At 76.5% G+C, this 24,264-nt stretch carries 19 protein-coding genes; 10 read left to right on the top strand and 9 right to left on the bottom strand.

Annotated features, from left to right (window positions below):
• The first annotated feature begins 501 nt into the window (after nt 1-501).
• Both argG and E1O70_RS04635 read left to right on the top strand, forming a co-directional pair.
• On the top strand, nt 502-1,947 hold the full coding sequence (argG, locus tag E1O70_RS04640) for an argininosuccinate synthase (protein WP_061268430.1): 1,446 nt from the start codon (nt 502-504) through the stop codon (nt 1,945-1,947).
• Between the two features lie 71 nt (nt 1,948-2,018).
• The gene (locus E1O70_RS04635) at nt 2,019-2,675 is read left to right on the top strand and encodes an IMPACT family protein (protein ID WP_061268431.1); all 657 of its coding nucleotides are present in this window, start codon (nt 2,019-2,021) and stop codon (nt 2,673-2,675) included.
• Between the two features lie 411 nt (nt 2,676-3,086).
• Here E1O70_RS04635 and E1O70_RS04630 read toward each other — a convergent pair whose 3' ends face one another.
• A complete protein-coding gene (locus E1O70_RS04630) occupies nt 3,087-4,508 on the bottom strand; it encodes a UTP--glucose-1-phosphate uridylyltransferase (RefSeq protein WP_061268432.1) in 1,422 nt (473 codons plus the stop codon).
• Between the two features lie 92 nt (nt 4,509-4,600).
• On the opposite strand from E1O70_RS04630, the gene E1O70_RS04625 reads away from it, so the two are divergent.
• Nucleotides 4,601-6,142, top strand: coding sequence for a lipase maturation factor family protein (locus E1O70_RS04625; protein WP_061268433.1), 1,542 nt, complete (start codon nt 4,601-4,603; stop codon nt 6,140-6,142).
• A gap of 60 nt (nt 6,143-6,202) precedes the next feature.
• Here E1O70_RS04625 and E1O70_RS04620 read toward each other — a convergent pair whose 3' ends face one another.
• Nucleotides 6,203-6,823, bottom strand: coding sequence for an L-threonylcarbamoyladenylate synthase (locus E1O70_RS04620; protein WP_061268434.1), 621 nt, complete (start codon nt 6,821-6,823; stop codon nt 6,203-6,205).
• 74 nt (nt 6,824-6,897) lie between these two features.
• Nucleotides 6,898-7,878 (bottom strand): threonine ammonia-lyase, encoded by a 981-nt coding sequence (locus E1O70_RS04615; RefSeq protein WP_240696596.1) that lies wholly within the window; start codon nt 7,876-7,878, stop codon nt 6,898-6,900.
• Nucleotides 7,879-7,972: 94 nt separating this feature from the next.
• Here E1O70_RS04615 and E1O70_RS04610 point away from each other — a divergent pair, with 94 nt between their 5' ends.
• The gene (locus tag E1O70_RS04610; protein ID WP_061268459.1) at nt 7,973-8,896 is read left to right on the top strand and encodes a LysR substrate-binding domain-containing protein; all 924 of its coding nucleotides are present in this window, start codon (nt 7,973-7,975) and stop codon (nt 8,894-8,896) included.
• 19 nt (nt 8,897-8,915) lie between these two features.
• Here the strand turns inward: E1O70_RS04610 and E1O70_RS04605 are convergent, their stop codons facing one another.
• A complete protein-coding gene (locus E1O70_RS04605) occupies nt 8,916-9,770 on the bottom strand; it encodes a UbiA family prenyltransferase (RefSeq protein ID WP_061268436.1) in 855 nt (284 codons plus the stop codon).
• A gap of 108 nt (nt 9,771-9,878) precedes the next feature.
• Between E1O70_RS04605 and E1O70_RS04600 the strand changes: the two genes are divergently transcribed.
• The 5 genes from E1O70_RS04600 to E1O70_RS04580 all read left to right on the top strand — a co-directional run bounded on the left by E1O70_RS04600 (nt 9,879) and on the right by E1O70_RS04580 (nt 13,768).
• Nucleotides 9,879-11,063, top strand: coding sequence for a type III polyketide synthase (locus E1O70_RS04600; protein ID WP_082774628.1), 1,185 nt, complete (start codon nt 9,879-9,881; stop codon nt 11,061-11,063).
• Complete coding sequence (locus tag E1O70_RS04595) at nt 11,060-11,611, top strand: isoprenylcysteine carboxyl methyltransferase family protein (RefSeq protein WP_061268437.1); 552 nt, start codon at nt 11,060-11,062, stop codon at nt 11,609-11,611. The genes E1O70_RS04600 and E1O70_RS04595 overlap by 4 nt, the downstream gene beginning before the upstream one ends.
• The gene (locus tag E1O70_RS04590) at nt 11,608-12,738 is read left to right on the top strand and encodes an NAD(P)/FAD-dependent oxidoreductase (protein WP_061268438.1); all 1,131 of its coding nucleotides are present in this window, start codon (nt 11,608-11,610) and stop codon (nt 12,736-12,738) included. Before E1O70_RS04595 ends, E1O70_RS04590 begins: the two co-directional genes overlap by 4 nt.
• A gap of 106 nt (nt 12,739-12,844) precedes the next feature.
• Nucleotides 12,845-13,207: an ACT domain-containing protein gene (locus E1O70_RS04585; protein WP_061268460.1), complete on the top strand. Its 363-nt coding sequence runs from the start codon at nt 12,845-12,847 to the stop codon at nt 13,205-13,207.
• A 54-nt stretch (nt 13,208-13,261) separates the two neighbouring features.
• Nucleotides 13,262-13,768 carry a hypothetical protein gene (locus tag E1O70_RS04580; protein WP_128957510.1) on the top strand — a complete coding sequence of 169 codons (507 nt, stop codon included), beginning with the start codon at nt 13,262-13,264 and terminating at the stop codon, nt 13,766-13,768.
• Nucleotides 13,769-13,834: 66 nt separating this feature from the next.
• Here the strand turns inward: E1O70_RS04580 and E1O70_RS04575 are convergent, their stop codons facing one another.
• The 5 genes from E1O70_RS04575 to E1O70_RS04555 are packed head-to-tail and all read right to left on the bottom strand — an operon-like array spanning nt 13,835 to nt 22,355.
• Nucleotides 13,835-14,470, bottom strand: a complete 636-nt coding sequence (locus E1O70_RS04575) for a GNAT family N-acetyltransferase (protein WP_061268440.1) — start codon at nt 14,468-14,470, stop codon at nt 13,835-13,837.
• Nucleotides 14,467-16,683 (bottom strand): penicillin acylase family protein, encoded by a 2,217-nt coding sequence (locus tag E1O70_RS04570; protein WP_082774629.1) that lies wholly within the window; start codon nt 16,681-16,683, stop codon nt 14,467-14,469. Before E1O70_RS04570 ends, E1O70_RS04575 begins: the two co-directional genes overlap by 4 nt.
• A 1-nt stretch (nt 16,684) precedes the next feature.
• Nucleotides 16,685-19,234, bottom strand: a complete 2,550-nt coding sequence (locus tag E1O70_RS04565; RefSeq protein WP_082774630.1) for a GNAT family N-acetyltransferase — start codon at nt 19,232-19,234, stop codon at nt 16,685-16,687.
• Entirely contained in the window at nt 19,231-20,793 is a 1,563-nt protein-coding gene (locus E1O70_RS04560) for a lysine N(6)-hydroxylase/L-ornithine N(5)-oxygenase family protein (RefSeq protein ID WP_082774631.1), read from the bottom strand. Before E1O70_RS04560 ends, E1O70_RS04565 begins: the two co-directional genes overlap by 4 nt.
• Entirely contained in the window at nt 20,790-22,355 is a 1,566-nt protein-coding gene (locus tag E1O70_RS04555) for a pyridoxal phosphate-dependent decarboxylase family protein (protein WP_061268441.1), read from the bottom strand. Before E1O70_RS04555 ends, E1O70_RS04560 begins: the two co-directional genes overlap by 4 nt.
• A gap of 181 nt (nt 22,356-22,536) precedes the next feature.
• Between E1O70_RS04555 and E1O70_RS04550 the strand changes: the two genes are divergently transcribed.
• On the top strand, nt 22,537-24,213 hold the full coding sequence (locus E1O70_RS04550) for an NAD(P)/FAD-dependent oxidoreductase (RefSeq protein WP_061268442.1): 1,677 nt from the start codon (nt 22,537-22,539) through the stop codon (nt 24,211-24,213).
• Nucleotides 24,214-24,264: the final 51 nt, after the last annotated feature.

Raw genomic sequence — 24,264 nt, 5'->3', positions numbered from 1 at the left:
CACGACGACGACGCTCGCGCTCAGCACGTGCTCGCGCACCGTGCGGTGCTTGCCGTGCGTGAGCACGACCCTCCCCTCCCCCGCGCGCTCCGTCGCCGGGCCGAGGTCGATCGCGTCGACCGTGCAGCGCAGCAGGTCGCCATAGCGCGCGCCCGTCGCGCGCGTGAGGCCGGCGATCACCGCGAGGCGCACGGTCTCCGGCTTCGCGGCCTCGACCATCGCCTCCGTCGCCAGCAGGCGCCACACCCACTCGGCCTCGTCGAGCGTGACGGTGGGGCGCGGGTAGCGGGACGCGGCACTGGTGCTGGTGCTGGTGCTGGTGGTCGCGCGGCCGGCCGTGTCCGGGCTGGTGGGTGACGTCGCGTCGTCGGGCATGGGTGGACCCTACCGCTTGGCACACTTTTTGTGCCGAAGTGACTGGCGGGCGTGTCGCCGCCAGGAGCGTCGCGACCCCTGACCGCCGAATTGAATACGTATGCAGAATGCTGCATACTCGTGCCCATGTCCAAGGTTCTCACCTCCCTGCCCGTGGGAGAGCGCGTCGGGATCGCGTTCTCCGGGGGCCTCGACACGTCCGTCGCCGTCGCGTGGATGCGCGACAAGGGCGCGGTGCCGTGCACCTACACCGCCGACATCGGCCAGTACGACGAGCCGGACATCGGCTCCGTGCCCGGTCGCGCGACCGCCTACGGCGCCGAGATCGCGCGCCTCGTGGACTGCCGCGCCGCGCTCGTCGAGGAGGGCTTGGCCGCGCTCGCGTGCGGCGCGTTCCACATCCGCTCCGGCGGCCGCGCGTACTTCAACACCACTCCCCTGGGCCGCGCGGTCACGGGCACGCTCCTCGTCCGCGCGATGCAGGAGGACGACGTCCAGATCTGGGGCGACGGGTCGACCTTCAAGGGCAACGACATCGAGCGGTTCTACCGCTACGGGCTGCTCGCCAACCCGCACCTGCGCATCTACAAGCCCTGGCTCGACGCGGACTTCGTCGCAGAGCTCGGCGGCCGCAAGGAGATGTCCGAGTGGCTGCTCGCGCACGACCTGCCGTACCGGGACAGCACCGAGAAGGCGTACTCCACGGACGCGAACATCTGGGGCGCGACGCACGAGGCGAAGACGCTCGAGCACCTCGACACGGGCATCGAGACCGTCGACCCGATCATGGGCGTACGGTTCTGGGACCCCGCGGTCGAGATCGAGACCGAGGACGTGACGATCGGCTTCGTCCAGGGCCGTCCGGTGACGATCAACGGGGAGGAGTTCGAGTCGGCCGTCGCGCTGGTCCAGGAGGCCAACGCGATCGGCGGCCGCCACGGGCTCGGCATGTCCGACCAGATCGAGAACCGCATCATCGAGGCCAAGAGCCGCGGCATCTACGAGGCCCCCGGCATGGCGCTCCTGCACGCCGCGTACGAGCGCCTCGTCAACGCGATCCACAACGAGGACACCCTCGCGCAGTACCACGCGGAGGGCCGCCGCCTCGGCCGCCTCATGTACGAGGGCCGGTGGCTCGACCCGCAGGCGCTCATGATCCGCGAGTCGCTCCAGCGCTGGGTCAGCACGGCCGTCACCGGTGAGGTCACGCTGCGCCTGCGCCGCGGCGAGGACTACTCGATCCTCGACACCACCGGGCCTGCGTTCAGCTACCACCCGGACAAGCTGTCGATGGAGCGCACCGAGGACTCCGCGTTCGGCCCGATGGACCGGATCGGCCAGCTCACCATGCGCAACCTCGACATCGCCGACTCGCGGGCCAAGCTCGAGCAGTACGCCGGCATCGGGATCGTCGGCACCACGCACGCGGCGCTCATCGGCGCCGTGCAGGCCTCCACCGAGCTCATCGGCGCGATGCCCGAGGGCGGCGCCGAGGTCATCGCGTCGCGCGGCATGGCCGAGGGCGACGACGCGCTCCTCGACCGCGCCGCGATGGAGTCCGGCACGGACTGACCGCCACGACGCCCGTCGGCGGCGCCCGGGTCGACGACCGACCCGGGCGCCGTCGCGGCTAGGCTCGCAGGGTGAGCGCGGGCACCGGGGAGCTGTGGGGGACGATCGCCGGCCCCGTCGACCACGAGCTGGTCGTCAAGAAGTCCCGCTTCCTCGCGCACCTCTCCCCCGTCCCGTCCGTCGCCGCGGCCGACGCCGTCGTCGCACGCGTGCGCAAGGAGCACTGGGACGCGCGCCACCACTGCGTCGCGCTCGTCGTCGGCCCGCACGCCGACCAGCAGCGCTCCACCGACGACGGCGAGCCCTCCGGCACCGCGGGCATCCCCATGCTCGAGGTGCTGCGGCACCGGCACGTGACCGACGTCGTCGCCGTCGTCACGCGGTACTTCGGCGGCGTCCTGCTCGGCGCGGGCGGCCTCGTGCGCGCCTACTCGAGCGCGGTGAGCGAGGCGCTCGACCTCGCGCGACCCGTGCGACGCGCCGTGCTCACCGCGGTGCATGTCGACGTCCCGCACGCCGACGCCGGGCGGCTCCACGGCCTCCTGCGCGACTGGTGCGACCACCACCACGGCACGCTCGAGGGCGTCGACTACGGCACGACGGCCGCGTTCACCGTCCTCGTCCCCCCGGCCGGACTCGACCGGTTCGACGCCGACCTCGCCGCCGCGTCGTCCGGCGCCCTCGTCGCGCGCCGGGGCGAAAGCCGCGTCGTCGACGTCCCCGCCTGACCGCGCCCGCACAAGAACCCCGCGCACCGCGAGGTAGAGCCGTGGTCGCGCGAGGTAGAGCCGTGGTCGCGCGAGGTAGAGGCCCGGTCACGCGAAGTAGAGCCGTCGTCGCGTGACGCAGAGCTGCTCGCAGGTCGATGCTTGCTCGCTCGACCCGTCGGTGCAGGCGACCACGACAAGCCGGGCCGCCACCGCCGTCGGGCCGAGAGGCGAGGCGAGGCGAGGCGAGGGCAGCGCACCCGCCCGGCGCCTGCAGTGCCCGGCCGACCACGCCTCTACCCCGGCGGACCAGGCCTCTACCTCGGCCGACTACGCCTCTGCCCCGGCGGACCGGGGCTCTACCTCGGCCGACCGGGGCTCTACCTCGGCCGACCGGGCTCTACCTCGGCCGACCCGGGCTCTGCCTCCGCGTCAGGCGCTGAGGCCGTCCGGGCCGACGACGGCGCCGTCGGGGACGCGGGCGGAGCCGCCCGGGTCGGCGAGCTCGGCCTCGCCGGTGACGGTCACGCCGGAGCCGAAGGTCCAGTCCCCGCGCACCGTGAGCGAGCGGGCTGCGCGCAGGGACGGGGTGCCGTCGTCGAACCGGGCGTCGAACGCGGCGATGGTCTTGTAGTGAGCCGGGTCGAGGTCCACGAACGGCGCGTCGGTGCGCGCGACGAACCGGTACGCGTCGTCGAGGTCGTAGACGTCGGAGCGGAGCACGAGGAGGTCGTTCGTCGTCTTCACCGGCAGGAACCGGTCGCGGCCGACCTCGATCGCGACGGCGCCGTCGAACACCTCGACCGCGGCTCCCATGGCGGACTCGATCTGCACGACCTCGGGCGACGACGGGTCGGTCGGGTCGACGGTCTTGGTGTTCTTGATGAGCGGGAGCTCGAGCACCCCGCCGGTGCGGTCGAGCTCGGCCGACAGCGCCTCGAGGTCGAACCACAGGTTGTTGGTGTTGAAGTACCGGTGCCGGCCGATGTCGGCGGCGGCGTCCTGGTCCTCGGCCGGGGTCTGCGCCGTCTCACGCAGGACGAGGCGCCCGTCGCTGCGGCGCACGACGAGGTGGCCGCCCTTGCGGTCCGCGGGCGTGCGGCGTGCGACCTCGGCGGCGAACGGCGCCCCGCTCGCGGCGAACCAGCCGGCCATCGCGGCGTCGGGCGCGGCGCCGAGGTTGTCGGAGTTCGAGACGCTCGCGTACCGGTACCCGGCGTCGAGCAGCGCGCGCAGCGCGCCGGACGCGTAGAGGGCGGTGTACAGGTCGCCGTGGCCGGGCGGGCACCACTCCAGCTCCGGGTCGGCGGGCCAGTCGACGGGCGTGAGGTCGCTCGCGAGGAGCTTGGGCTCGCGGTTCTGCAGGAAGTCGAGCGGGAGGTCGCCGACGGCGAGGTCGTCGTGCGGGGCGAGCGCAGCGAGCGTGTCGGCCTGCGTGCGGAACGAGTTCATGAGCAGCAGCGGCAGGGGCGCCCCGGTCGCGCGCCGGGCGGCGCGGACCTGCGCGACGATGACGTCGAGGAAGGTCAGCGGTCCGCCGTCGGGGCGCTGCGGGTCGGCGTCGCGCACCGTGAGGAGCGACTTGGCGCGGTCCATGCCCATCGAGGTCCCGAGGCCGCCGTTGAGCTTGATGACCGCCGTGCGGCGCAGCGCCTCGCGGGCGGCGCCCTCGGGCACCTCGAGCTCGTCGCGGTGCGTGACGTCGGTGAGCGGCTCGACGTCGGCCTCGGGGATCATGCCGGTCGCGCCGGACTCGAGGAGCCGGTAGAACCGGGCGAAGACGTCGATAGCGGGGGGCGCGACGCCCGCGTCGCGCATGCGGTCGGTGGACTGGCTCAGGCCCTGGCTGCTCATGCCCCGATGGTAGGGGCGCGACGCGGTCGTGGCCCGGCGCGGGGACGGCCGGACCGCGGGTGAGACAGGGCTCACAGCCCTACCGTGGGCAGATGGCGGACGTCCTGCCCGACGACGTGGCGACCTGGCTCGGGTCGTGGTTCTGGGCGCCCGGCTACGACGTCGCGCGCGAGGTGCTGCAGCGCGGCACGGCAGCGGTCCTCGTCGTCGCGTTCCTCGTCGTCGTGCGGCAGTGGCGCCCGCTGCTGGGCGAGCGCGGGCTGCTGCCCGCCGCGACGTTCGTGGCGCGCACGACGTGGCGCGACGCCCCGAGCCTGCTCCGGTGGCGGTGCTCGGACCGGTTCGTCGGCGCGCTCGCGTGGGGCGGGGCGGGGCTGGCGGCGCTCCTCGTCATGGGGGTCCCGCAGCGCGGGCCGTGGTGGCTGACGACGCTCGCGTACCTCGTGCTGTGGGCCGTCTACCTGTCGGTGGTGAACGTCGGGCAGCGGTTCTACGGGTTCGGCTGGGAGTCGCTCCTGTGCGAGGTGACGTTCCTCGTGGGGTGGCTGGGCTCGTCCGGCGAGGGCGCCCCTCCCCCGCTGCTCGTCCTGCTCCTCGCCCGCTGGTGCCTGTTCCGGGTCGAGCTCGGCGCGGGACTCATCAAGCTCCGCGGGGACCGCGCGTGGCGCGACCTCACGGCCCTGGAATACCACCACGAGACGCAGCCCCTCCCCGGCCCGTTCTCGTGGCACGCGCACCACCTGCCGCGGTGGTGGCACCGCGTCGAGGTGGCGGGCAACCACGTGACGCAGCTCGTCGTGCCGTTCGCGCTCTTCGCGCCGCAGCCGGTCGCGAGCGTCGCGGGCGGGGTCGTGGTGCTCACGCAGGCGTGGCTGCTCGTGACCGGGAACTTCGCGTGGCTGAACTGGCTGACGATCGTGCTCGGGCTCGGCGTCGTGAGCGACGGCGCGTGGGCCGCCGTCGGGTCGTGGCTCGTGCCCGCGCTCGGCCGCGGCGAGGATCCGGTGCCCGACGGCGGCGCCGCCCTGGGCGGCCCGGTCACCCTCGTCGTGGCCGTGCTCGCGGTGTCGGCGCTCCTGCTCGTCCTCGGCGTGCGCCCGGCGCGCAACCTCGTCGCGCGTCGGCAGCTCATGAACGCGAGCTTCGAGCCGCTCCGGCTCGTCAACGCGTACGGCGCGTTCGGCTCGGTCTCGCGGCGCCGCGACGAGGTCGTCGTGGAGGGGACGACGGCTCGCTCCCCCGGTCCCGACGACTGGGTCGAGTACGCCTTCCGGGGCAAGCCGGGCGACGTGGGCCGCCGCCCGCCGCAGGTCGCGCCCTACCACCTGCGGCTGGACTGGCAGATGTGGTTCCTCGCGCTCGGGTCGCCCGGCACGCGGTGGTTCGAGGTGCTGCTGCTCCGGCTCCTGGAAGCCGACCGCCCGACCCTGCGCCTGCTCGCGACGGACCCGTTCGCCGACGACCCCGACGGCCCCGCCCCGCGGTGGGTGCGGGCACGCGTCTTCCGCTACCGGTACACGACGCGCGCCGAGCGACGACGCACCGGCGACTGGTGGGTGCGCGAGGAGCGCGGGGCGCTCGTCGACCCGGTGGACCGCGAGCGGCTGCGGCTGCTCCTGGGCCCGCGGGCCTGAGCGGCCGGCGGGCGCGGCCGATCCCGTCCGGGGTGGCCGCGACGACGGCCCGGCAGTGTCCTACTCGAAGCGGGACGGGTCGCCCGCGCCGACGCGCACGACCTCGGGGGCGCCGTCGGAGAAGTCGACGACGGTCGTCGGCGCGCTGCCCCGCTCGCCGCCGTCGACGACCGCGTCGACGACGTGGTCGAGCTCCTCCTTGATCGCCCAGCCGTCGGTGAGCGCCTCGGTCGAGCCGGGGAGGATGAGCGAGCTCGACAGGATCGGCTCCCCGAGCGCGGCGACGATGGCCTGGGCGACGGTGTCCTCGGGGATGCGGACGCCCACGGTCTTCTTCTTCGGGTGCGCGAGGCGGCGCGGGACCTCCGACGTCGCGCGCAGGATGAAGGTGTACGGGCCCGGGGTGGCCGCCTTGATCGACCGGAACGCCGCGTTGTCGACCATGACGAAGTGGCCGAGCTGGGCGAAGTCGGCGCACACGAGCGTGAAGTGGTGCCGGTCGTCGAGGTGGCGGATGCGGCGGATGCGGTCGGCGCCCTCGCGGTCGTCCATGCGGCAGCCGAGCGCGTAGCCGGAGTCGGTCGGGTAGGCCACGAGGCCGCCGTCCTCAAGGAGGGCGACGACCTGCGCGATCGCGCGCGGCTGCGGGTTGTCGGGGTGCACGTCGAGGTAGCGGGCCATGGGGCGAGCCTAGGCCCGGGGCCGCGGTCCGGCCGCCGGGACCGCCGTCGTCGCGCGCTCCGGCTCCGAGGCGGCTACCGGGGCAGGTGCGCGGAGACGCGGCGCAGCTCCGCCGGGCTCGCGTTCCCGCCCGAGCAGACGACGCCGACGCGGCGCCCGGCGAACCGGTCGGGGTCGGCGAGGACGGCGGCGAGAGCGGCGGCGCCGGCCCCCTCGGCGACGGTCCGGGCCGCGGTCAGGTAGAGCGCGGCCGCACGGTCGATCGTGTCGTCGTCGACGAGGACGAAGTCGTCGAGGTGCTCGCGCAGGACGGCCTGGGTGAGCGCGAAGCCGGTGCCGGTGGCGAGGCCCTCGGCGCGCGAGGTGTTGGGCCGGGCGACGAGGTCGCGCGCGCGCCACGAGTCGTGCGCGGCGGGCGAGGCGGCCGACTGGACGGCGACCACCTCGAGCCCGGGGGCGAGCGCCTGGGCGACGAGGCACGCCGCGGCAGCGCCGCTCCCCCCGCCCACGGGGACCACGAGCACATCGAGGTCCGGCGCGTCGGCGAGGAGCTCGAGGTACGCCGTCGCGACCCCGGCGACGAGGAGCGGCTCGTTCGCCGCGCTGACGAGCCGGGACCCGTCCTCGCCCGCGAGCGCCGTGGCGTGCTCGCGGGCGTCGTCGAAGGTGGTGCCGGTGAGGACGAGGCGGGCGCCGAGGTCGCGGACGGCGTCGGCCTTGGTGGGGTTGGGGTGGGTGGGCATGACGATGATGCAGGGGGTGGCGGTGGTGCGGGCTGCGTGGGCGACGGCCTGGGCGTGGTTGCCGGTGGAGAAGGCGGTGACGCCGTGGGTGCGCTCGTCGGGGGTGAGGCGCAGGAGGAGGTTGAGGGCGCCGCGGACCTTGAAGGCTCCGGTGGGCTGGTGGTTCTCGTGCTTGACGACGACGTGGGTGCCGGTGGCGCGGTCGAGCGCGGGGTAGCTGCGGGTGGGGGTGGGCTGGAGGTGGGTGGCGAGGAGGCGGCGGGCGTCGAGGACGTCGCGCATCGTGGGCGGGGCGAGGTCTGCGGGGGGCACGGGTCCACGGTGCCGCGAGGCGTCTCATCGGTCCAATGCCTGTTCTGTGGCGACTGATCGACGGGATCTATGCTTCGCGCAGGAGGGTGTGGACGTGGACCTGACGCGGTTGCGGGTGCTGGCGGCGGTGGCGCGCGAGGGCTCGGTGACGGGAGCGGCGCGTGCGCTGCACTATGCGCAGCCGTCGGTGAGCCATCATCTGGCGCGCCTGGAGGCGGAGGTGGGGGTGCCGCTGACGGAGCGGCACGGCCGGGGCGTGCGGCTGACGGCGGCGGGTCGGCTGCTCGCGGCGCGGGCGGACGAGATCCTGGGGCGCGTGGGCGCGGCGCGCGAGGAGCTGGACGCCCTGGTGTCGTTGTCGGCGGGTCGGGTGCGCCTGGCGGCGTTCCCGTCGGCGCTGGCGACGCTGGTGCCCGACGTCGTGGGTCGCCTGGCGCGCGAGCACCCGGGGCTGGGCGTGGGGCTCGTGGAGGCGGAGCCGCCGGAGGCTCTGGACGCGCTGCGGCGCGGTGCGGTGGACGTGGCGCTGGTGTTCGAGCACGACCGGTCGCCGCTGGACGTGGAGGGGCTGCGCGCGGTGCCGGTGCTCGCGGAGGAGCTGTTCCTCGTGCGGGCGGGGTCCGGTCCGCAGCCGGGGACGGACCCCGGGAGGGACTCCGCCACGGACGAGGCCGCGGCGTCGTCAGGGGAGGTGGACCTCGCGCCGCTCGCGGACGCGGCGTGGATCGCGGGCTGCGAGCGGTGCCGGGCGGACCTGGTGGGCCGGTGCGAGCGGGCGGGGTTCACGCCGCGCGTCGCGTTCGAGACGGACGACTACGTCGCGGTGCAGGCGCTCGTGGCGTCGGGCGTGGGGGTGTCGCTGCTGCCCGCGCTGGCGCTGCGGGCGCACCGGGACCCGCGGGTGACGGTGCGGGCGCTGCCGGGGGCGGCGCGGCGCGTGCTCGTGGTCACGTACGGGGAGCGTCGGTCCCCGGGTGCGGCGGCCGTGGTCGAGGGTCTGGTGCGCGCGGCCGGCTGACCGTCATGCGGGCTGACCGTCAGCCGGGCACGACGACGGCGAGCGCCGCGAGGACGAGCAGCACGACGCACACGCCCGCGACGGCCATGGAGAGCGCGAACGGGGCGCGGCTGCGCGGGCGCACGACCCCGACGACGCCGGCGGCGAGGGCGAGCGCGACGGCGACGGCGCCCAGGGCCCACGTCACGGGGCCGGGGGGCGTGGGCGGTGCGAGCACGACGAGCGCGGACGCCGCGGCGAGCAGCACGGGCGCGAGAATGGAGCTCGCGCGGCGCCCGAGCCGGTGCGGCAGGCCGCGCACGCCCGTGGCGGCGTCGTCCTCGAGGTCGGGCAGCGTGTTCGCGACGTGCGCGCCGACGCCGAGCAGCGCGGCGGCCGCGACGGCCCACGGGGCGGGGCGACCCTCCCCGGGGGCGGCGAGCACGACGAACACGGCGAGCAGCCCGAAGGAGACGGCGTACGGGGCCCAGGACCACCACGTGGCCTTGAGCAGCGCGTTGTACGACCACGCGACCCCGACGGTGACGACGTGCACCACCCCGGGCAGCAGCCCGGTCGCGAGGGACAGCACGACGCACGCGCCGAGCGCCACGAGCGCCGCGGCACGCAGGGTGGCCGCCGTGACGAGGCCAGTGACCACGGGCTTGTCGGCGCGACCGACGGCGACGTCGCGGCGCGCGTCGAGCCAGTCGTTGGACCAGCCGACGGAGAGCTGGCCGGTGAGGACGGCGAGCGCGACGAGCGTCGTCGTGCGGGCGCCCGCACCGATGCCCGCGGAGAGCGCGAGGGCGAACGCGGTGACCATCACGGTGGGCGGGAAGTGGCTCGCGACCACGAGGCCGCGCACGAGCCCTCGCGAGCGACCGGTCACCATGGCGGCAACCTAGCCCGCCCCCGGCCCGCGCGCCCGGCGCCCGGGCCGGTCGTCGCGGCGCACGCCTCCCCCCGCGCGGGCGGACCGGGCCGGTGGGACGATGCGGGCATGTCGCGCGTCGTCGCCGTCGGGACCTCGCTTCCCGCGCATGCGTACCGCCAGGACGAGATCTCCCGGGTCACGAGCGAGCTGCTCACCGACGACCCGGTCCGCCGTGCGCTCACGCGCCGGCTGCACGCCCACGCGGGCGTCGAGACCCGTCATCTCGCGCTGCCCCTGGAGGACTACGGCGGGCTGTCGTTCGGCTCCGCCAACGACGCCTTCCTCGCGCTCGGGACCGACCTCGCGGAGCAGGCGTGCCGCGCGGCGCTCGACGACGCGGGCCTGCGCCCGGACGAGGTCGACCACGTGGTCCTCACCACGGTCACGGGCGTGGGCGCGCCGACGCTCGACGTGCTCGTCGCGGCCCGGCTGGGCCTGCGACCGGACGTGCGCCGCACGCCGTCGTTCGGGTGGGGCTGCGCCGGCGGCGCGGCGGGCCTGGCGCGGGCGGACGACCTGCTGCGAGGGCGCCCGCGGGACGTCGCGCTCCTCGTCGCCGTCGAGCTGTGCTCCCTGACGCTGCAGCGCACCGACCCGTCGACGGCGAACCTCGTGGCGTCGGGACTGTTCGGCGACGGCGCGGGGGCGGCCGTCCTCGTCGGGGACGAGCACCGCCTCGCCCGCCGCCCGGGCCCGTACGGGCGGGCGGGCGCGGGCGTGCACGCCCGGGGCGTGCGCGTCGTCGACTCGCGCTCGCACCTGCACGCGGGCACGACGGGCGACCTGGGGTGGCGCGTCGGCGACACGGGGTTCGAGATCGTGCTGTCGGCACGCCTGCCCGAGCTCATCGGTGCGCACCTGCTGGGCGACGTCAAGGCGCTGCTCGCCGAGCACGACCTCGAACCGGCCGACGTCGGGGCGTGGGTCGTGCACGCGGGCGGCCCTCGCGTCCTGGACGCCGTCCGCGACACCCTGGGACTCGCCGAGGAGGACCTCGCGCTCAGCCGGGCGTCCCTGCGCGACGTGGGGAACCTGTCGTCGGCGTCCGTGCTGCACGTGCTCGGCGCGACCCTGGCCCGCACGGACGTGCCACCCGGCACGCCGGCCGTCCTCATGGCGTTCGGCCCCGGGGTGAGCACCGAGCTCGTCCTGCTGCGGCTCGACGGCCGCGGCCCGCGCCGGGCGCCCGCGCGACAGGCCGGTCACGCTGCCGGGCACGCGCCCGCCCCGGACGAGGAGGTCCACGGATGAGCCTCGCCTGGTACGTGGTGCTCGTCGGCGCCACCGCCGTCGAACGGCTCGCCGAGCTCGTCGTCTCGGCCCGCAACGCCCGCTGGTCGTTCGCCCGGGGCGGCGTCGAGTCGGGCCGCGGCCACTTCCCCGCGATGGTCGCCCTGCACACGGGTCTGCTGCTCGCGTGCGTGGCCGAGGCGTGGCTCGCCGACCGCCCGTTCCTGCCGTGGCTCGGCTGGCCCATGCTCGTCCTCGTGCTCGCGAGCCAGGGCCTGCGCTGGTGGTGCATCGCGACCCTCGGGCCGCGGTGGAACACGCGCGTCATCGTCGTGCCGGGCCTGCCGCTCGTCGCACGCGGCCCCTACCGGTGGCTGCGCCACCCCAACTACGTCGCCGTCGTGGTCGAGGGCGTCGCGCTGCCGCTCGTGCACTCGTGCTGGATCACGGCCGTCGCGTTCACGCTGCTCAACGCCGTGCTGCTCGCCCGCTTCCGCATCCCTGCCGAGGAGCGCGCCCTCGCCCGCGCGACCGCGGGCGGCGCCGCCGCGCACCCGGCGGTGCCGTGACCCCTCCCCGGTCGACCGACCGCCGCACGACCGACCGCGACGTCGACGTGCTGGTCGTCGGCGGCGGGCCCGTCGGGCTCGCCGCCGCCCTGCACGCCCGCCGCGCCGGGCACGACGTCCTCGTGGTCGACCGCCGCGCGGGCGTCATCGACAAGGCGTGCGGCGAGGGGCTGCTCCCCGGCGCGCTCGCCGCGGTCCTCGCCCTCGGCGTCGACCCGCCGGGCCACCCGCTCGCCGGCATCAGCTACCGCGACGCCACCCGCCACGCCGACCACCCGTTCGCCGCCGGCCCGGGCCGCGGCGTCCGGCGCACGGCGCTGCACGCCGCCCTGCGCGAGCGAGCGCTCGCCGAGGGCGTCACGATCGAGCACGCCACGCTCCGGACCCTGCGCCAGGACGCCCGCGGGGTCGACGTCGTGCTCGGCGCGGCGCGAGCACCCGCCGGAGAGGCACCCGGGCCGGACGGCGGCGCGGACGAGGTCGTGCGGGCCGCCCGCGTGCTCGGCTGCGACGGGCTGCACTCCACCGTGCGCCGTCTGACCGGCCTCGACGCCCCGCCGCACGGGCGCGCCCGGTTCGGCCTGCGCACCCACTACCGGCTCGCCCCGTGGAGCGACCTCGTCGAGGTGCACTGGGCACCGGACGCCGAGGCGTACGTCACCCCGGTCGCGCCCGACGTCGTCGGCGTCGCCGTCCTCACCCACCGCGACGGCACCCGCGGCACACCGCAGGACGCGCACCACGGGCTCGACGCGTTCGGCGAGCTCGCGGACCGCGTGCGCGACGCCCCCGTGCTCGGGCGCGTCCGCGGCGCGGGGCCGCTGCGCCAGCGCGCCCGACGCCGCACCGCCGGGCACGTGCGCCTCGTGGGCGACGCGTCCGGGTACGTCGACGCGCTCACCGGCGAGGGCGTGCGCGTCGGGCTCGCCCAGGCCGAGGCCGCCGTGCGCCACCTCGACGACCCGGCCGGGTACGAGCGCGCCTGGTCCCGCGCCACGCGCGACTACCGCGTCCTCACCTCCGGCCTGCTCGCCTGGGCGGGCAGCCCCGCCCGCCGCGCGATCGTGCCCGCCGCGAGCGCCGCGCCGTGGCTGTACGGGGCGGTCGTGGAGCGCCTGGCCCGCTGACGGGCGGCTCCGTGCCGGTCGCGGTACCCGCCCGCCGCCCTCGTCCGGCGAGCAGCCCGTCGTCTCGCCACGCCCCGGTGTGGGCGCCCACCGCTACCGTGCGGCCATGACCTCGCTCGACCTGCACGTCGTCCCCGACCGCTTCCTGCTCGGCCACGTCCCGGGCGCCACGTTCCCCGAGGACGACGAGTGGGTCGCGCTCGTGCGCGCCCCCGAAGGGCTCACGGTCGTACGGCACGCCTCGCCGTTCGACGACGCCGAGCGGTGGGCGGGCTTCTACGGCTCGGCGCACGGGCTGGAGACGACGGGCGTGCTCGCGTCCGTCGTCGGGCCGCTGGGCGAGGCGGGCGTGCCGGTGTTCGTCGCGTCCACGTTCCACGCGGACCTCGTGCTGGTCCCGGAGGTGCGGCTCGAGCAGGCCACCCGGGTGCTGCGCGACGCCGGTCACGCGGTCGCCGCTCCTCGGTGACCCCGGGTCGCCGCCCGTCGTCGTGCGCGGTCCCCGCACCGGTAGCATGCGCGGATGCGAGCGCGAGGGTGGGTGGCGGCAGCGGCCGTGGTGCTGAGCACGGCGGTCCTGGTCGGGTGCGGGTCCGGCGGTGCGGGCCCGGCGGACGGAACCGAGGAACCGGAGGCGGCGAGCAGCGCTGCGCCGTCGCCCGCCACGGATGCCCCGGCGCAGGACGGTGCCCCGGACGACGCCGCGACCTGCGTCGCCTACAGCGACGTCATGACGATCGTGGAGAACGCCGACCTCGGCCTCGCCGACGGCCGCATGGCGGAGCAGGAGCGGGACGGCTGGTACAGGCTCGCCACCCGCGTGCTCGGCCGCCTGCCGTCCGGCGGGGACAGCGCCGTGCAGACGGCGGTCGGCGACCTCCAGGCGGCCGCGCCGGCCGTCGCGGTCGGGACGTTCGCCGAGTCGACCGGCGTGGGCTCCCCGGAGTGGTCGCAGGCCCAGGCAGACCTCGGCGACGCGTGCGAGGCGCTCGCGACTCCGCTGACGATCGCCCCCTTCACCGGCGGCTGACCCGACGCCCGGCCGCCGCGCCACCGCGCGCGGGGACCGCGCCACCGCGCTCGGCGGCGCAGCCGGTCACCCCCGCGCCGCCGCCTTCTCCGCCCGGTCGAGCAGGTCGCGCGCGCGGTCGCGCGGCAGGAACGCGAGGAGCGCGTCCTTCTCCCCCACGCGCACCCGCTCCGCCACCTCGAAGCCGAGGGCCCGCATCCGGGCGTGCGCCCGCTCGTTCGCCGCGTCCGGCTCGACGACGATCCGGTCCACCCGCGGGTCGGCGAGGCAGAACGCGACGACCAGCGGACCGACGGCGGCCCACAGGTCCGCCCCGCGCGGACCGCGCCCGCCGAGCAGGAAGTGCAGCCCGACGTCGCCCGGCGCCACCGCGTACGCCTCCCCGACGGGGTCGTGCTCCGGCTCGTACGTCTGCAGGAGCGCGACCGGGGCGTCGTCCCACCGCACGAGGAACGCGTGGTGCGTCGGCAACGAGCCGACGTAGGCGTACAGGTCGCGCAGCTCCGTCCGGGACAGGTCCCCGAGTCCCCAGAACCGTGCCCACGGCCGGGTCACCCAGGCGTGCAGCACGTCGAGGTCCGCGTCCGGGTCGAGGGTGCGGAGCGTCAGGCGCCCTCCGCCCGGCGCGCGGTGCGTGAGGAGCAGCTCCCCGGGCGCGCCGGTGCGCAGGCGGCCGGGGGCGGGCGGGTCGGTCGTGGTCATCGGGTCTCCTCGTGGCGCAGCAGGGCCCAGTCGGTCACGACGGGCACGGTCTCGGCATCGGCCCAGGCGGCGAGCCGGTCGGCGAAGTGGGGCGAGCGCAGGTCGCCGCTCGCGCCGAACGGCACGCCCCAGCGGCTCGCGTCCCGGTCGGCGAGGTCCCACACCCAGCGCGCGACCGACCCGCGCACGCACACGTCGCTGACCCCCGGCACGCTCGCGGTGCAGCGCACGGTGTCCGTGTCGCCCCCGAGCGGCACGTCCGGCACGCGCGGGACCGCAGCGCCCGGCACGTCGAGGAGGACGTGCAGCCCGAGCACGCGGTGGGTGTCGCCCCACACCGGCGCCGGGCCCGGCTCGTCGTCCCGCGCCCGCACGACGTCGGCGAGCGCGGCCCACGCGAGCGCGGCGCCGTCGATCCCGAGCCACACGGCGCCGAGGAGCGCGGGCAGCGCGTCGGCGACGCGCGCGGTGACCGACAGCCACGGCGCGAAGACCGGGTCGAGGCCGTGGGGCGCGTGCAGCGGCGCGAGCGCGGGGTGCGCTGCGACCCGGCCGACGAGCGCGCCGCGCCAGGCCGCGAAGAGCGCCGCGTCGGCGCTGTCCGCGTCCATGCGGCGGTCCCACGCGCGCAGCCGTGCCGCCGCGCGGAATGTCGCGGGGTCGGGGCGCGCGGTCGTGCTGTCATCGGCCCCGGCCGCGCCCGGGGCGCGACCGTCGCGGTCGAGCCACCCGAGCAGGTCGTCCGCGCCGCCGAGCAGCGTGTCCGCGTGGACGCGCGACTGGTCCGCCGCGGTCGCGTCGTCGCCCGCGGCCGCGAGGAGCGCCCGGATCCGGCGAGCGCGGTGCGGCGGGGCGTACGTGCGGCCCAGGTCGAGGTCGGGCCGCGCGGGCCGCTCGTTCGCGTCGACCGCGACGTCGTCGACGACCACGGGCGGGGGCGGCACGACCCACGGGCGGGCGCGCCCGGCGTCGGCCCACCCCGGCAGGGGCAGCGCGCGCTCGGCCGGGTCGCGGCGGGGCACGCGCCCCGCCGTCACCGACAGCACGGTCGCGCGGTCCGCCGCCAGCACGCGGTCGACCGGGTCGACCCAGGTCGCGAACGCGTCCGTCACGTCGCGCGCCGACCCGGCCCGCAGGAGCCGTCGCCACGCGGCCACCCCGAGGTCGGCGTCCACGCGAGCGGGCAGGCGCACCGCGAACGTCCGGCCCGGGTCGTCGGGGCCGCCCGTGACGACCACCCCACGCGCCGTCTCGATCGTCTCCACGCGGTGCTCGACCGGGCCGCCGACCGCGCGCACGCGAACCGTGGCGTGGACGACGTCCGCCGGCTCCGGACCGTCCGGCCCTTCCGCGACGACACCGCCGTCCGCGGTGCGGTGCAGCCGCTCCGCCACGACGTCCACGTGGTGCGCCATCGCGTTCGTCACGCCCCACGCCGCCGCGCCCGCGTGCCCGAAGTGCGGGACCCCCGGGACACCGGGGAAGGCGAGGCCGACGACGTCGTACGCGTCGCACGCCAGGCGCACCTGCTGGTAGACGCCCGGCAGCTCCAGGAGGCGGTGCGGGTCGCCCGCGAGCAGCGGCGCCCCGCCGCGCGTGCGGGCGCCCGCGAGCGCCCACGCGTTCGACCCCGAGCCGGGGCCGCCGTCGACGGCGAGCAGGTCGAGCACCGCGGTGGGGGGAACGTCGGGCCGGGACCGCGCGACGGCGGCCCCGAGCGTGCGCGCGACGTGGTCGCGCCACAGCACGTGCGGGAAGCCGGAGAACAGGACGTGGGCGACGAGGAACACGCCGAGCGGCGCCCACGCGGGCCACGGCTCGTGCGGCGGCAGGTCGCCCCCGCCGGGCCAGGCCGGGTCGGCGAGGGCGTGCATCTCGGGCACGTCGCGCCCGCGCTCGAGACCGTCGTTCACGCCCGCGGTGTACGCGTCGACCCAGGCGCGGTCGTCGTCCGCGAGCGCCGCGTAGGCGCGGCGCGCGGTGTCGGCGAGGCGGACGCGGTGGGCGAACCGGTCCCACGCGAGGCCCGGCTCGCCCAGGCGCTCGGCGAGCCGCCCCTCGGCGCGCCACCGGTCGACCTCGATCTGCCAGCCGCGGTCGAGCGCGGTGACGTAGCCCTGGCCGCGCGCGAGCGCGAGCTCGTCAGCGGCGCGCACGTGCGGGACGCCCCACGCGTCGCGGTGCACGGAGAACCCGCCGGGGCTCGCCGTCACGTCAGCCCTCCCGCGCGACGGGGTTGGCGAGGGTGCCCGCGTACAGCAGGGACGCGGACTGGTCGGCGAGGTCGACCATCTGGAGCGTGTTGCGCAGCTGGAGGCGGTTGAGGCACGAGTGCGCGAACCGCGGGGCGCGCAGGTCGACGCCGCCGCGCAGGTCGGGGTGGTCGGCGCGATGGGCGTCGAGGCACTCCGCGACGAGGCGCCAGAACCGGTCCTCGGGCAGCACGCCGTCGCCGTGGAGGATCGCGGCGAGGTGGCGCAGGACGCCGTCGAACACGTCGGTGAAGATCGCGAGCGCCTTCTCCTCGTCGTCGACGACGGCGCGCACGCGCTCGACGCCGGGCGGGAGCGGCGCGTCACCGAGGACGGCGATCTCCTCGCCGACGTCCTTCATGACCGCACGGACCACGACGTGGTCGCGGAGCACGAGGATGAGGTTCTCGCCGTGCGGCATGAACGCGAGGTCGTGCGCGAGGAGCGCGTGGGCGAGCGGGCGCAGGTAGGCGTCGAGGTAGGCGCGCACCCAGTCGGCGGGGTCGAGCCCGGAGGCGCGCACGAGCGCGGTCGCGTGCGCGGCGCCGTCGCGGTCGCGGTGCAGGAGCGCGGCCATGGTGGCGAGGCGCTCCCCGGGCGCGGTGCGCGGCACGGGGCTCTCGCGCCACAGGGCGGCGAGCATCTTGCGGTGCGGGGACGGCGTGGCGGTGCGGTGGTAGACGTCGCCGGTGTACCCGATCGAGGCGAGCTCGCGCAGCACGGTGAACCCGCGGCCGCCGAGCTCCGGGTCGGCGGCGACGAGGTGCGCGACCCAGTCGTTGATCGCGGGGGTGTCGCGCATGTACGCGGGCGACAGCCCGCGCAGGAACCCCATGTTCTGGATCGCGAGCGCGACCTTGACGTAGTGGCGGGCGGGCCGCGTGAGGTTGAACAGGGTGCGGATCGACTGCTGCGGCTGGTACTCGTCGGCGCCCGGCCCGAGCGGGACGAGGTCGCCGCGCGCGACGTCGGCCGCGAACGTGATGGGCACGCGGTGCTCCCACTGCCACGGGTGCACGGGCAGGTAGAGGTAGTCGGCCGGGTCGAGGCCGCGGGCGGCGAGCCGCTCGGCGAACGCGGCGCGCTCGTCGGGCGTGAGCTCGGCCCCGTAGTGCGTCTCCTCGTCGAGCCCGGCACCGAGCGCGAGGTGGGTGTGCTCGCGCCGCGCGGCGAGCCACAGCAGCCGCACGCGGCCCCCGCTCTCGGGCGCGTACGCGCGGTACTCGGCGAGGCCGAAGCCGATGCGCCCGTTGTTCGCGACGAACCCCGGGTGCCCCTCCGTCATCGCCGCCTCGACCTGCTGGAACGACGCGCCGAGGAGGTCGGTGGCGCTCGGCCCGCCGGTGCGCTCGTACCGCTCGAGCTTCGCCGTCGCGCTCGCGAGCGTGGACGACACCTCCTCGAGGTAGGTGGCGAGCAGGTCGTCGGGGATGCGCAGGTCGGGCTGGAGCTCGACGACGAGGTCGAGCGCGTCGACCGGCAGCTCACGCCGCGCGTCCGTGCCGTCCGCACCCGCGGGGTCGCCCGCGTCGCCCGGCCGGCCCGCCGTGCCGTGCCCGGCCGTCGCGGTGCGCCGGATCGACGCCTCGTCGAGCACCCAGTGCTCGAGCGCGTACCGCCGCGCGACGAACCGGTACTCCACCGAGCCGTCCGCGACGGGCAGCACGTACTGCCCCGCCCCGTCGGCCTCGACCGGCCAGACCTCCGCGCGCGGCGCGAGCAGCCGCTCGTGGGTGAGCTCGGCGATCGTCTTCGCGACGAGGTGTCGGTGCGCGCGCTCGGCGAGGTCGGGGCGCAGGTGCGGCGCGTGGTCGACGCCGTCGCCCAGCGGGCTCGCGTCGAGGTCGGCGCGCGTCGCGACGGCGAGGTAAGCCGTCTTGCCGGGGAGCTCCACCTCGCGCAGCACCCGGAACCCGGCCGCGGCGTTCTTCGCCGCGATCGCGGCGTTGCGCACGTCCGGCTCGACGACGACACGGCGGGCGCCACGCCCCGCAGGGTCGAGACAGAACCGCACGACGGCGCCCATCACCGCCGAGGTGAACCCGCCGCGCGCGGGCCCGGCCGGGGGCGCGACGAGCAGGTGCATCCCGACGTCGCCCGGCTCCAGCAGGGCGACGGCCGCGGGGACGTCGGCGAGCGTGACGCGCGCCGGGTCGTACGTCTCCACGAGGAACGCCGGCACGCCGTCGACCCGGCCGAGCCACGCGTCCTGGTGCGGGTCGGCGCGGACCCCCGCGAGGTAGTCCCGCACGCCGTCGACGTCGAGGTGGCCCAGCTGCCAGAACGCCGAGCGGGGGTGCGCGAGCCAGCCCTGCACGAGCGCGGCGTCGCGCACCGGGTCCACATGCTCGAACGAGACGTCCGCGCGGCTGCTGCCGAGCCGGACCCGCACCGCGAAGGCGGCGCCCGGGCTCGCGCTCGGCGCCGCGTCGTCCGACGCCGCAGCACCTGACGCCGTCGGGACCGGCGACGGCACGGCCGACGCCGCCGTCGACGTGGTGGTGGCGCTCATCGAGCCTCACCTCCCGTGCGCTCGCCCGCCGCGACGCGCGCCGCGGCGTCCGGCATGGCGGGGGTCGTCGCGGGAGTGGTGGCCGGGGACGGGGAACCCGAAGGAGCCTCGTCGTCGGGCAGGCCGAACGTCTGGAACGCGATGCGCTCCTCCACCGGGTACACCTCGCGGCCCGTGACGGTGCGCAGCACGACGGCGTTGCGCCACGCGGCGAACCCGAGGTCCGGCGCGGTGATGCCGTGCGTGTGCTCCTCGCCGTTGAGCACGTGGACGCGGCGCGCGTCGTCGACCGTGTAGTCGCGCGCGACGTCGAACCGCCCGAGCTCGTCGAACCGGAGCAGGTGGCGCACCGGGTCGAGGAACGCCGGGACCGAGGCGGCGTAGCCCGTCGCGACGACGAGCGCGCGCGTGCGGCGCTCGACCTCCCGCCCGAGCTGCGCGTGCCGCAGCCGCAGCACGTACTCCCCGGCCGACCCTGCCGCGTCGGGCTGCCCGGCAACGTTCGCCCCGTCACCCCCGCGGGCGGCCGGCTCGTACCGCGCGGCGACGACCTCGGTGTCGGTGAGCAGCGTCGTCGGCACCGGACGGTCGAGGCTCAGGCGGTACAGCGCGTCGTAGATCTCGTCCACGAGGTCGCCGCTGATCCCCTTGTACAAGCCCCGCTGCTCGCGGCCGAGGAGCTGGCGCAGCTCGAGCGGCAGCGCGTGGAAGTGGTCGGTGTACTCCGGCGACGTCATCTCGAGCGTGAGCTTCGTGTACTCCATGGGGAAGAAGCGCGGCGAGCGCGTCACCCAGTCGAGCCGGTAGCCGGGGCGCCGCGCGTCGCCGTGCACGCCGTCGAGCAGGTCGCGGTAGACCTCGGCGGCCGACTGGCCGCTGCCCACGACCGTGACCGAGCCCGCGTCCGCGAGCGCGTCGCGGTGCGGCAGGTACTGCGCGCTGTGCACGAGCGGCCCGGCACCCGGGTGCTCGCCGCGCGCGACCTCGTCCGCGAGCGCCCGCAGCGCGGGCGGCAGCACCGGCGAGGTGCCGACGCCGAGCACGAGGTGGCGACCCCGGTGCTCCTCGGTGCCGGTGACGCTCCCGTCGGGCGCGAGCGTCTCGGCGCGCACGACGAACGCGCCGCCGGCCGGGTCGTGCTCGACGGCGACGACGCGCCGCGACCAGCGCAGCGAGCCCAGGCGGGCCGCGACCCAGCGGCAGTACGCGTCGTACTCGGCGCGCAGCGGGTAGAACGACTCGCGGATGTAGAACGGGTAGAGCCGGCCCGTGGCCTTGAGGAACGCGAGGAACGAGTACGGCGACGTCGGGTCAGCCATCGTGACGAGGTCGGCGAGGAACGGGACCTGGATCGTCGCGCCCTCGATCATCATGCCGGGGTGCCAGCGGAACTCGGGGGCGGCGTCGAGGAACACGGCGTCGACGTCGTCGAGGGGCGCAGACAGCGCCGCGAGGCCGAGGTTGAACGGCCCGATCCCCACGCCGACGACGTCGCGCACGCGCGCCGGGCCGTGGGGCGCCGGGCCGGGGCCGCTCGTCGTGGGGGCAGTCGTGCTCATCGGGTCACCGCCCCGGCGGTCGCGAGGGACGCCACGAGGTCCGCGGCGTGCGCCGCGACGTCGTCGTCGTGCAGCAGCTCGTCGCGCTCGACGAGCGCCTGGGCGGTCGTGCGCACGAGGTCGAGCACGTGGCGCACGTCCGCGAGCGTCACGGTCGGGTTGAGCAGCGTGAGCTTGAGGCACGGGACGCCGTCGAGCACGGTCTTGGCGACCACCGCGCGACCGGACTCGAACAGCACGCGCCGCACGAGCGGCACGAGGCGGTCCGCGTGCGCCGCGGACAGCCCCGGCGGCTCGTAGCGGAACAGGACCGTGGACAGGTCCGTGCGGCCGAGCACGCGCAGCTCGGGGTCGTCCGCGAGGTCGGCGTGCACCTGCGCGGCGAGGTCGCACACGGCGTCGACCATCGCGCCGACCCCGCCGGGCCCGAGCGCGCGCAGCGTCGTCCAGAGCTTGAGCGCGTCGAAGCGGCGCGTCGTCTGGAGCGACACGTCGACCTGGTTCGGCTCGGCGTCCTCGCGCGGGTTGAGGTAGTCCGCGTGGTGCGCGACGCGCTCCAGGTCGGCGCGCTCGCGCACGAGCAGCGCGCTCGCGGACACCGGCTGGAAGAACGCCTTGTGGTAGTCGACGGTCACCGACCGCGAGCGCTCGATGCCGTCGAGCAGGTGCCGGCGCGTCGCGGACACGAGGAGGCCGCACCCGTAGGCGGCGTCGACGTGCAGCCACACGTCGGCCGCGTCGCACACGTCCGCGACCGCGGCGAGCGGGTCGACGCAGCCGCGGTCGGTCGTGCCGGCGGTCGCGACGACCGCCATGACGACCTCGCCCGCGGCGTGCACCGCGGCGACGGCGGCCGCGAGCGCCGCGGGCACGACGCGCCCGTCGGCGTCGGCCTCGACCCGCACGACCGCGTCGTCGGCGAGGCCGAGCAGCAGGGCCGAGCGCGCGACGCTGAAGTGGCTGGACCCCGCGGCCAGGACGCGCAGGCGCGGCAGGACGGCCGAGCGCCCGAGCCCGTCGCGGGCGGCGCGCTCGACGGCGCGCTCGCGGGCGAGGAAGAGCGCGTGGAGGTTGGACTGGGTGCCACCCGACGTGAGGACGCCGTCGCCGGCGACGTACCCGACGCGGCCGGCGGTCCAGGCGACGAGGCGGCGCTCCATGAGGGTCGCGACGGTCGACTGGTCGTAGGTGTCGACGGACGTGTTGATCGCGGCGAGCAGCGCTTCGGCGCCGACGGCGGGCAGCGCGACCGGGCAGTTGAGGTGCGCGGCGTAGGCGGGGTGGTGGAACCACACGGCGTGGGTCGCGTAGAGGTCGGCGGCCTCGCGCAGCGCGGCGTCGGTCCCGACGCCGGGGCCGTCGAGGTCGGCGGCGTCGACGAGCGCGGCCAGACACGTGCGGCTCGCGCCGGACCAGGGCTGGTCGACGGCGGCCACGCGCGCGGCGACGTCGTCCACCACGGCGTGCAGGGTGCTCGCGTAGGCGCCCGCGGTCGCGCCGGTGAGCAGCGCCGGGGCGGTCGGGGTACCGTGCGCGGGCGCGCCGGATCGTGCGGAGAGCATGCGAGGCTCCAGGACGGGAGAGGGCCGCCGCGGATCGCGGCGGGGCAACCTGAGGTTTGCCTTGCCTAAACTAGCGCAGCGCGGTCCCGCGTCGAGAGTGACCTGCGCCACGTCGCCGTGGACGCGCGGCCACGGCGGGGAGAGGATGGCAGTCGCCCGTCCTGGTGCCCGAGGAGGCCGTGTGGAACCCACCGTCGCGACGACCCGCCCCGCCATCGTCACCGTGGACGACGACCCCGGGGTCTCGCGCGCGGTCGCGCGCGACCTGCGCCGCCGCTACGGCGACCGGTACCGGATCGTGCGCGCCGAGTCCGGTGCCGAGACGCTCGCCGCGCTGCGCGAGCTCGCGCTGCGCGGTGAGGACGTGGCCGTCGTCCTCGCCGACCACCGCATGCCCGGCATGACGGGCGTCGAGCTGCTCGAGCAGGCGATGGACCTCTTCCCCGCGGCGCGCCGCGTCCTGCTCACCGCCTACGCGGACACCGAGGCGGCGATCGAGGCGATCAACGTCGTCGACCTCGACTACTACCTGCTCAAGCCGTGGGACCCGCCCGAGGAGAAGCTCTACCCCGTCGTGGACGCCCAGCTCGAGGCGTGGTCCGCGACCGACCGCCGCCGGCCCGCCGAGACCGTCGTCGTCGGGCACCGGTGGTCGGCACGCTCGTCGCAGGTGCGCGAGTTCCTCGCGCGCAACCGCGTCCCCTACCGGTGGTACCCGTCCGAGTCCGCCGAGGGGGCGCGCCTGCTCACCGCCGCGCAGGCCGACGGCGAGACCCTCCCCCTCGTCGTCACGCCCGAGGGCGAGCCCCTCGTCGCGCCCGACGACGCGACGCTCGCCGAGCGCGTCGGGCTCGCCACGCGCCCCGCGGCCGACTTCTACGACCTCGTCGTCGTGGGCGGCGGGCCCGCGGGGCTCAGCGCGGCGCTGTACGGGGCGTCGGAAGGGCTGCGCACGGTGCTCGTCGAGCGCACCGCGACCGGCGGCCAGGCCGGCCAGAGCTCGCGCATCGACAACTACCTCGGCTTCCCCGACGGGATCTCGGGCGCCCAGCTCGCCGAGCGCGCGCGCCGCCAGGCCGTGCGGTTCGGCGCCGAGATCGTCACGACGCGCGACGCCGTCGAGCTCGACGTCGACGGCCCGGCCCGCTCGGTGCGGTTCCCCGACGGCACGTCGATCGACGCGCACACCGTCATCCTCGCGTCCGGCGTCTCCTACCGGCTGCTCGACGGCCCGGGCCTCACCGACCTCGTGGGCCGCGGCGTCTTCTACGGCTCGGCGCTCACCGAGGCGTCCGCGTGCCAGGACCAGGAGGTGTACGTCGTCGGGGGCGCGAACTCCGCCGGGCAGGCGGCGCTCTACCTCGCGCGCGAGGCCAAGCAGGTCACGCTCGTCGTGCGCGGCGACTCGCTCGCCCGGTCCATGTCGTCCTACCTCGTCGAGCAGGTCGAGGCCCACCCGCGCGTGCGGGTCCTCACCCGGACGGAGGTCGTCGCGGCGTCGGGCGACGACCACCTGGAGCACCTCGAGCTGCGCGACCTCGACGCCGCCACGACGTCGCGCGTCGAGTGCGGGTGGGCGTTCGTGTTCATCGGCGCCGCGCCCCGCACCGACTGGCTCGACGGCGTCGTCGCGCGCGACCCGCGCGGGTTCGTGCTCGCGGGACCCGACCTCCTGCACGACGGCGCCCCGCCCGCCGGGTGGACGCTCGACCGCCCGCCCTACCACCTGGAGACGTCCGTGCCCGGCGTGTTCGCCGCCGGCGACGTGCGCGCGGAGTCGGCCAAGCGCGTCGCGTCCGCCGTCGGGGAGGGGGCCATGGCCGTCATGCTCGTCCACCGCTACCTCGAACAGCTCTGACCCCGTCCCGCCACGCTCCCGCCGACACCACCGACACAGCACCACCGACAC

The sequence above is a fragment of the Cellulosimicrobium funkei genome (assembly GCF_004519295.1).
GTDB classification, from domain to species: domain Bacteria; phylum Actinomycetota; class Actinomycetes; order Actinomycetales; family Cellulomonadaceae; genus Cellulosimicrobium; species Cellulosimicrobium funkei.
Note: the sequence above shows the minus strand (reverse complement) of the source record. Positions and strands in the feature narration are given on the sequence as shown.

Bases quoted from the DNA above. Each gene is read 5' to 3' on its own strand.
- E1O70_RS04605 (WP_061268436.1), bottom strand. From the start codon at position 9,770: ATGGTGACCGGTCGCTCGCGAGGGCTCGTGCGCGGCCTCGTGGTCGCG.
- E1O70_RS04560 (WP_082774631.1), bottom strand. From the start codon at position 20,793: ATGAGCACGACTGCCCCCACGACGAGCGGCCCCGGCCCGGCGCCCCAC.
- E1O70_RS04620 (WP_061268434.1), bottom strand. From the start codon at position 6,823: ATGGCCCGCTACCTCGACGTGCACCCCGACAACCCGCAGCCGCGCGCG.
- E1O70_RS04555 (WP_061268441.1), bottom strand. From the start codon at position 22,355: ATGCTCTCCGCACGATCCGGCGCGCCCGCGCACGGTACCCCGACCGCC.
- E1O70_RS04565 (WP_082774630.1), bottom strand. From the start codon at position 19,234: ATGAGCGCCACCACCACGTCGACGGCGGCGTCGGCCGTGCCGTCGCCG.
- E1O70_RS04625 (WP_061268433.1), top strand. From the start codon at position 4,601: ATGGCGGACGTCCTGCCCGACGACGTGGCGACCTGGCTCGGGTCGTGG.
- E1O70_RS04575 (WP_061268440.1), bottom strand. From the start codon at position 14,470: ATGACCACGACCGACCCGCCCGCCCCCGGCCGCCTGCGCACCGGCGCG.
- E1O70_RS04580 (WP_128957510.1), top strand. From the start codon at position 13,262: ATGCGAGCGCGAGGGTGGGTGGCGGCAGCGGCCGTGGTGCTGAGCACG.
- E1O70_RS04585 (WP_061268460.1), top strand. From the start codon at position 12,845: ATGACCTCGCTCGACCTGCACGTCGTCCCCGACCGCTTCCTGCTCGGC.
- argG (WP_061268430.1), top strand. From the start codon at position 502: ATGTCCAAGGTTCTCACCTCCCTGCCCGTGGGAGAGCGCGTCGGGATC.
- E1O70_RS04600 (WP_082774628.1), top strand. From the start codon at position 9,879: ATGTCGCGCGTCGTCGCCGTCGGGACCTCGCTTCCCGCGCATGCGTAC.
- E1O70_RS04595 (WP_061268437.1), top strand. From the start codon at position 11,060: ATGAGCCTCGCCTGGTACGTGGTGCTCGTCGGCGCCACCGCCGTCGAA.
- E1O70_RS04630 (WP_061268432.1), bottom strand. From the start codon at position 4,508: ATGAGCAGCCAGGGCCTGAGCCAGTCCACCGACCGCATGCGCGACGCG.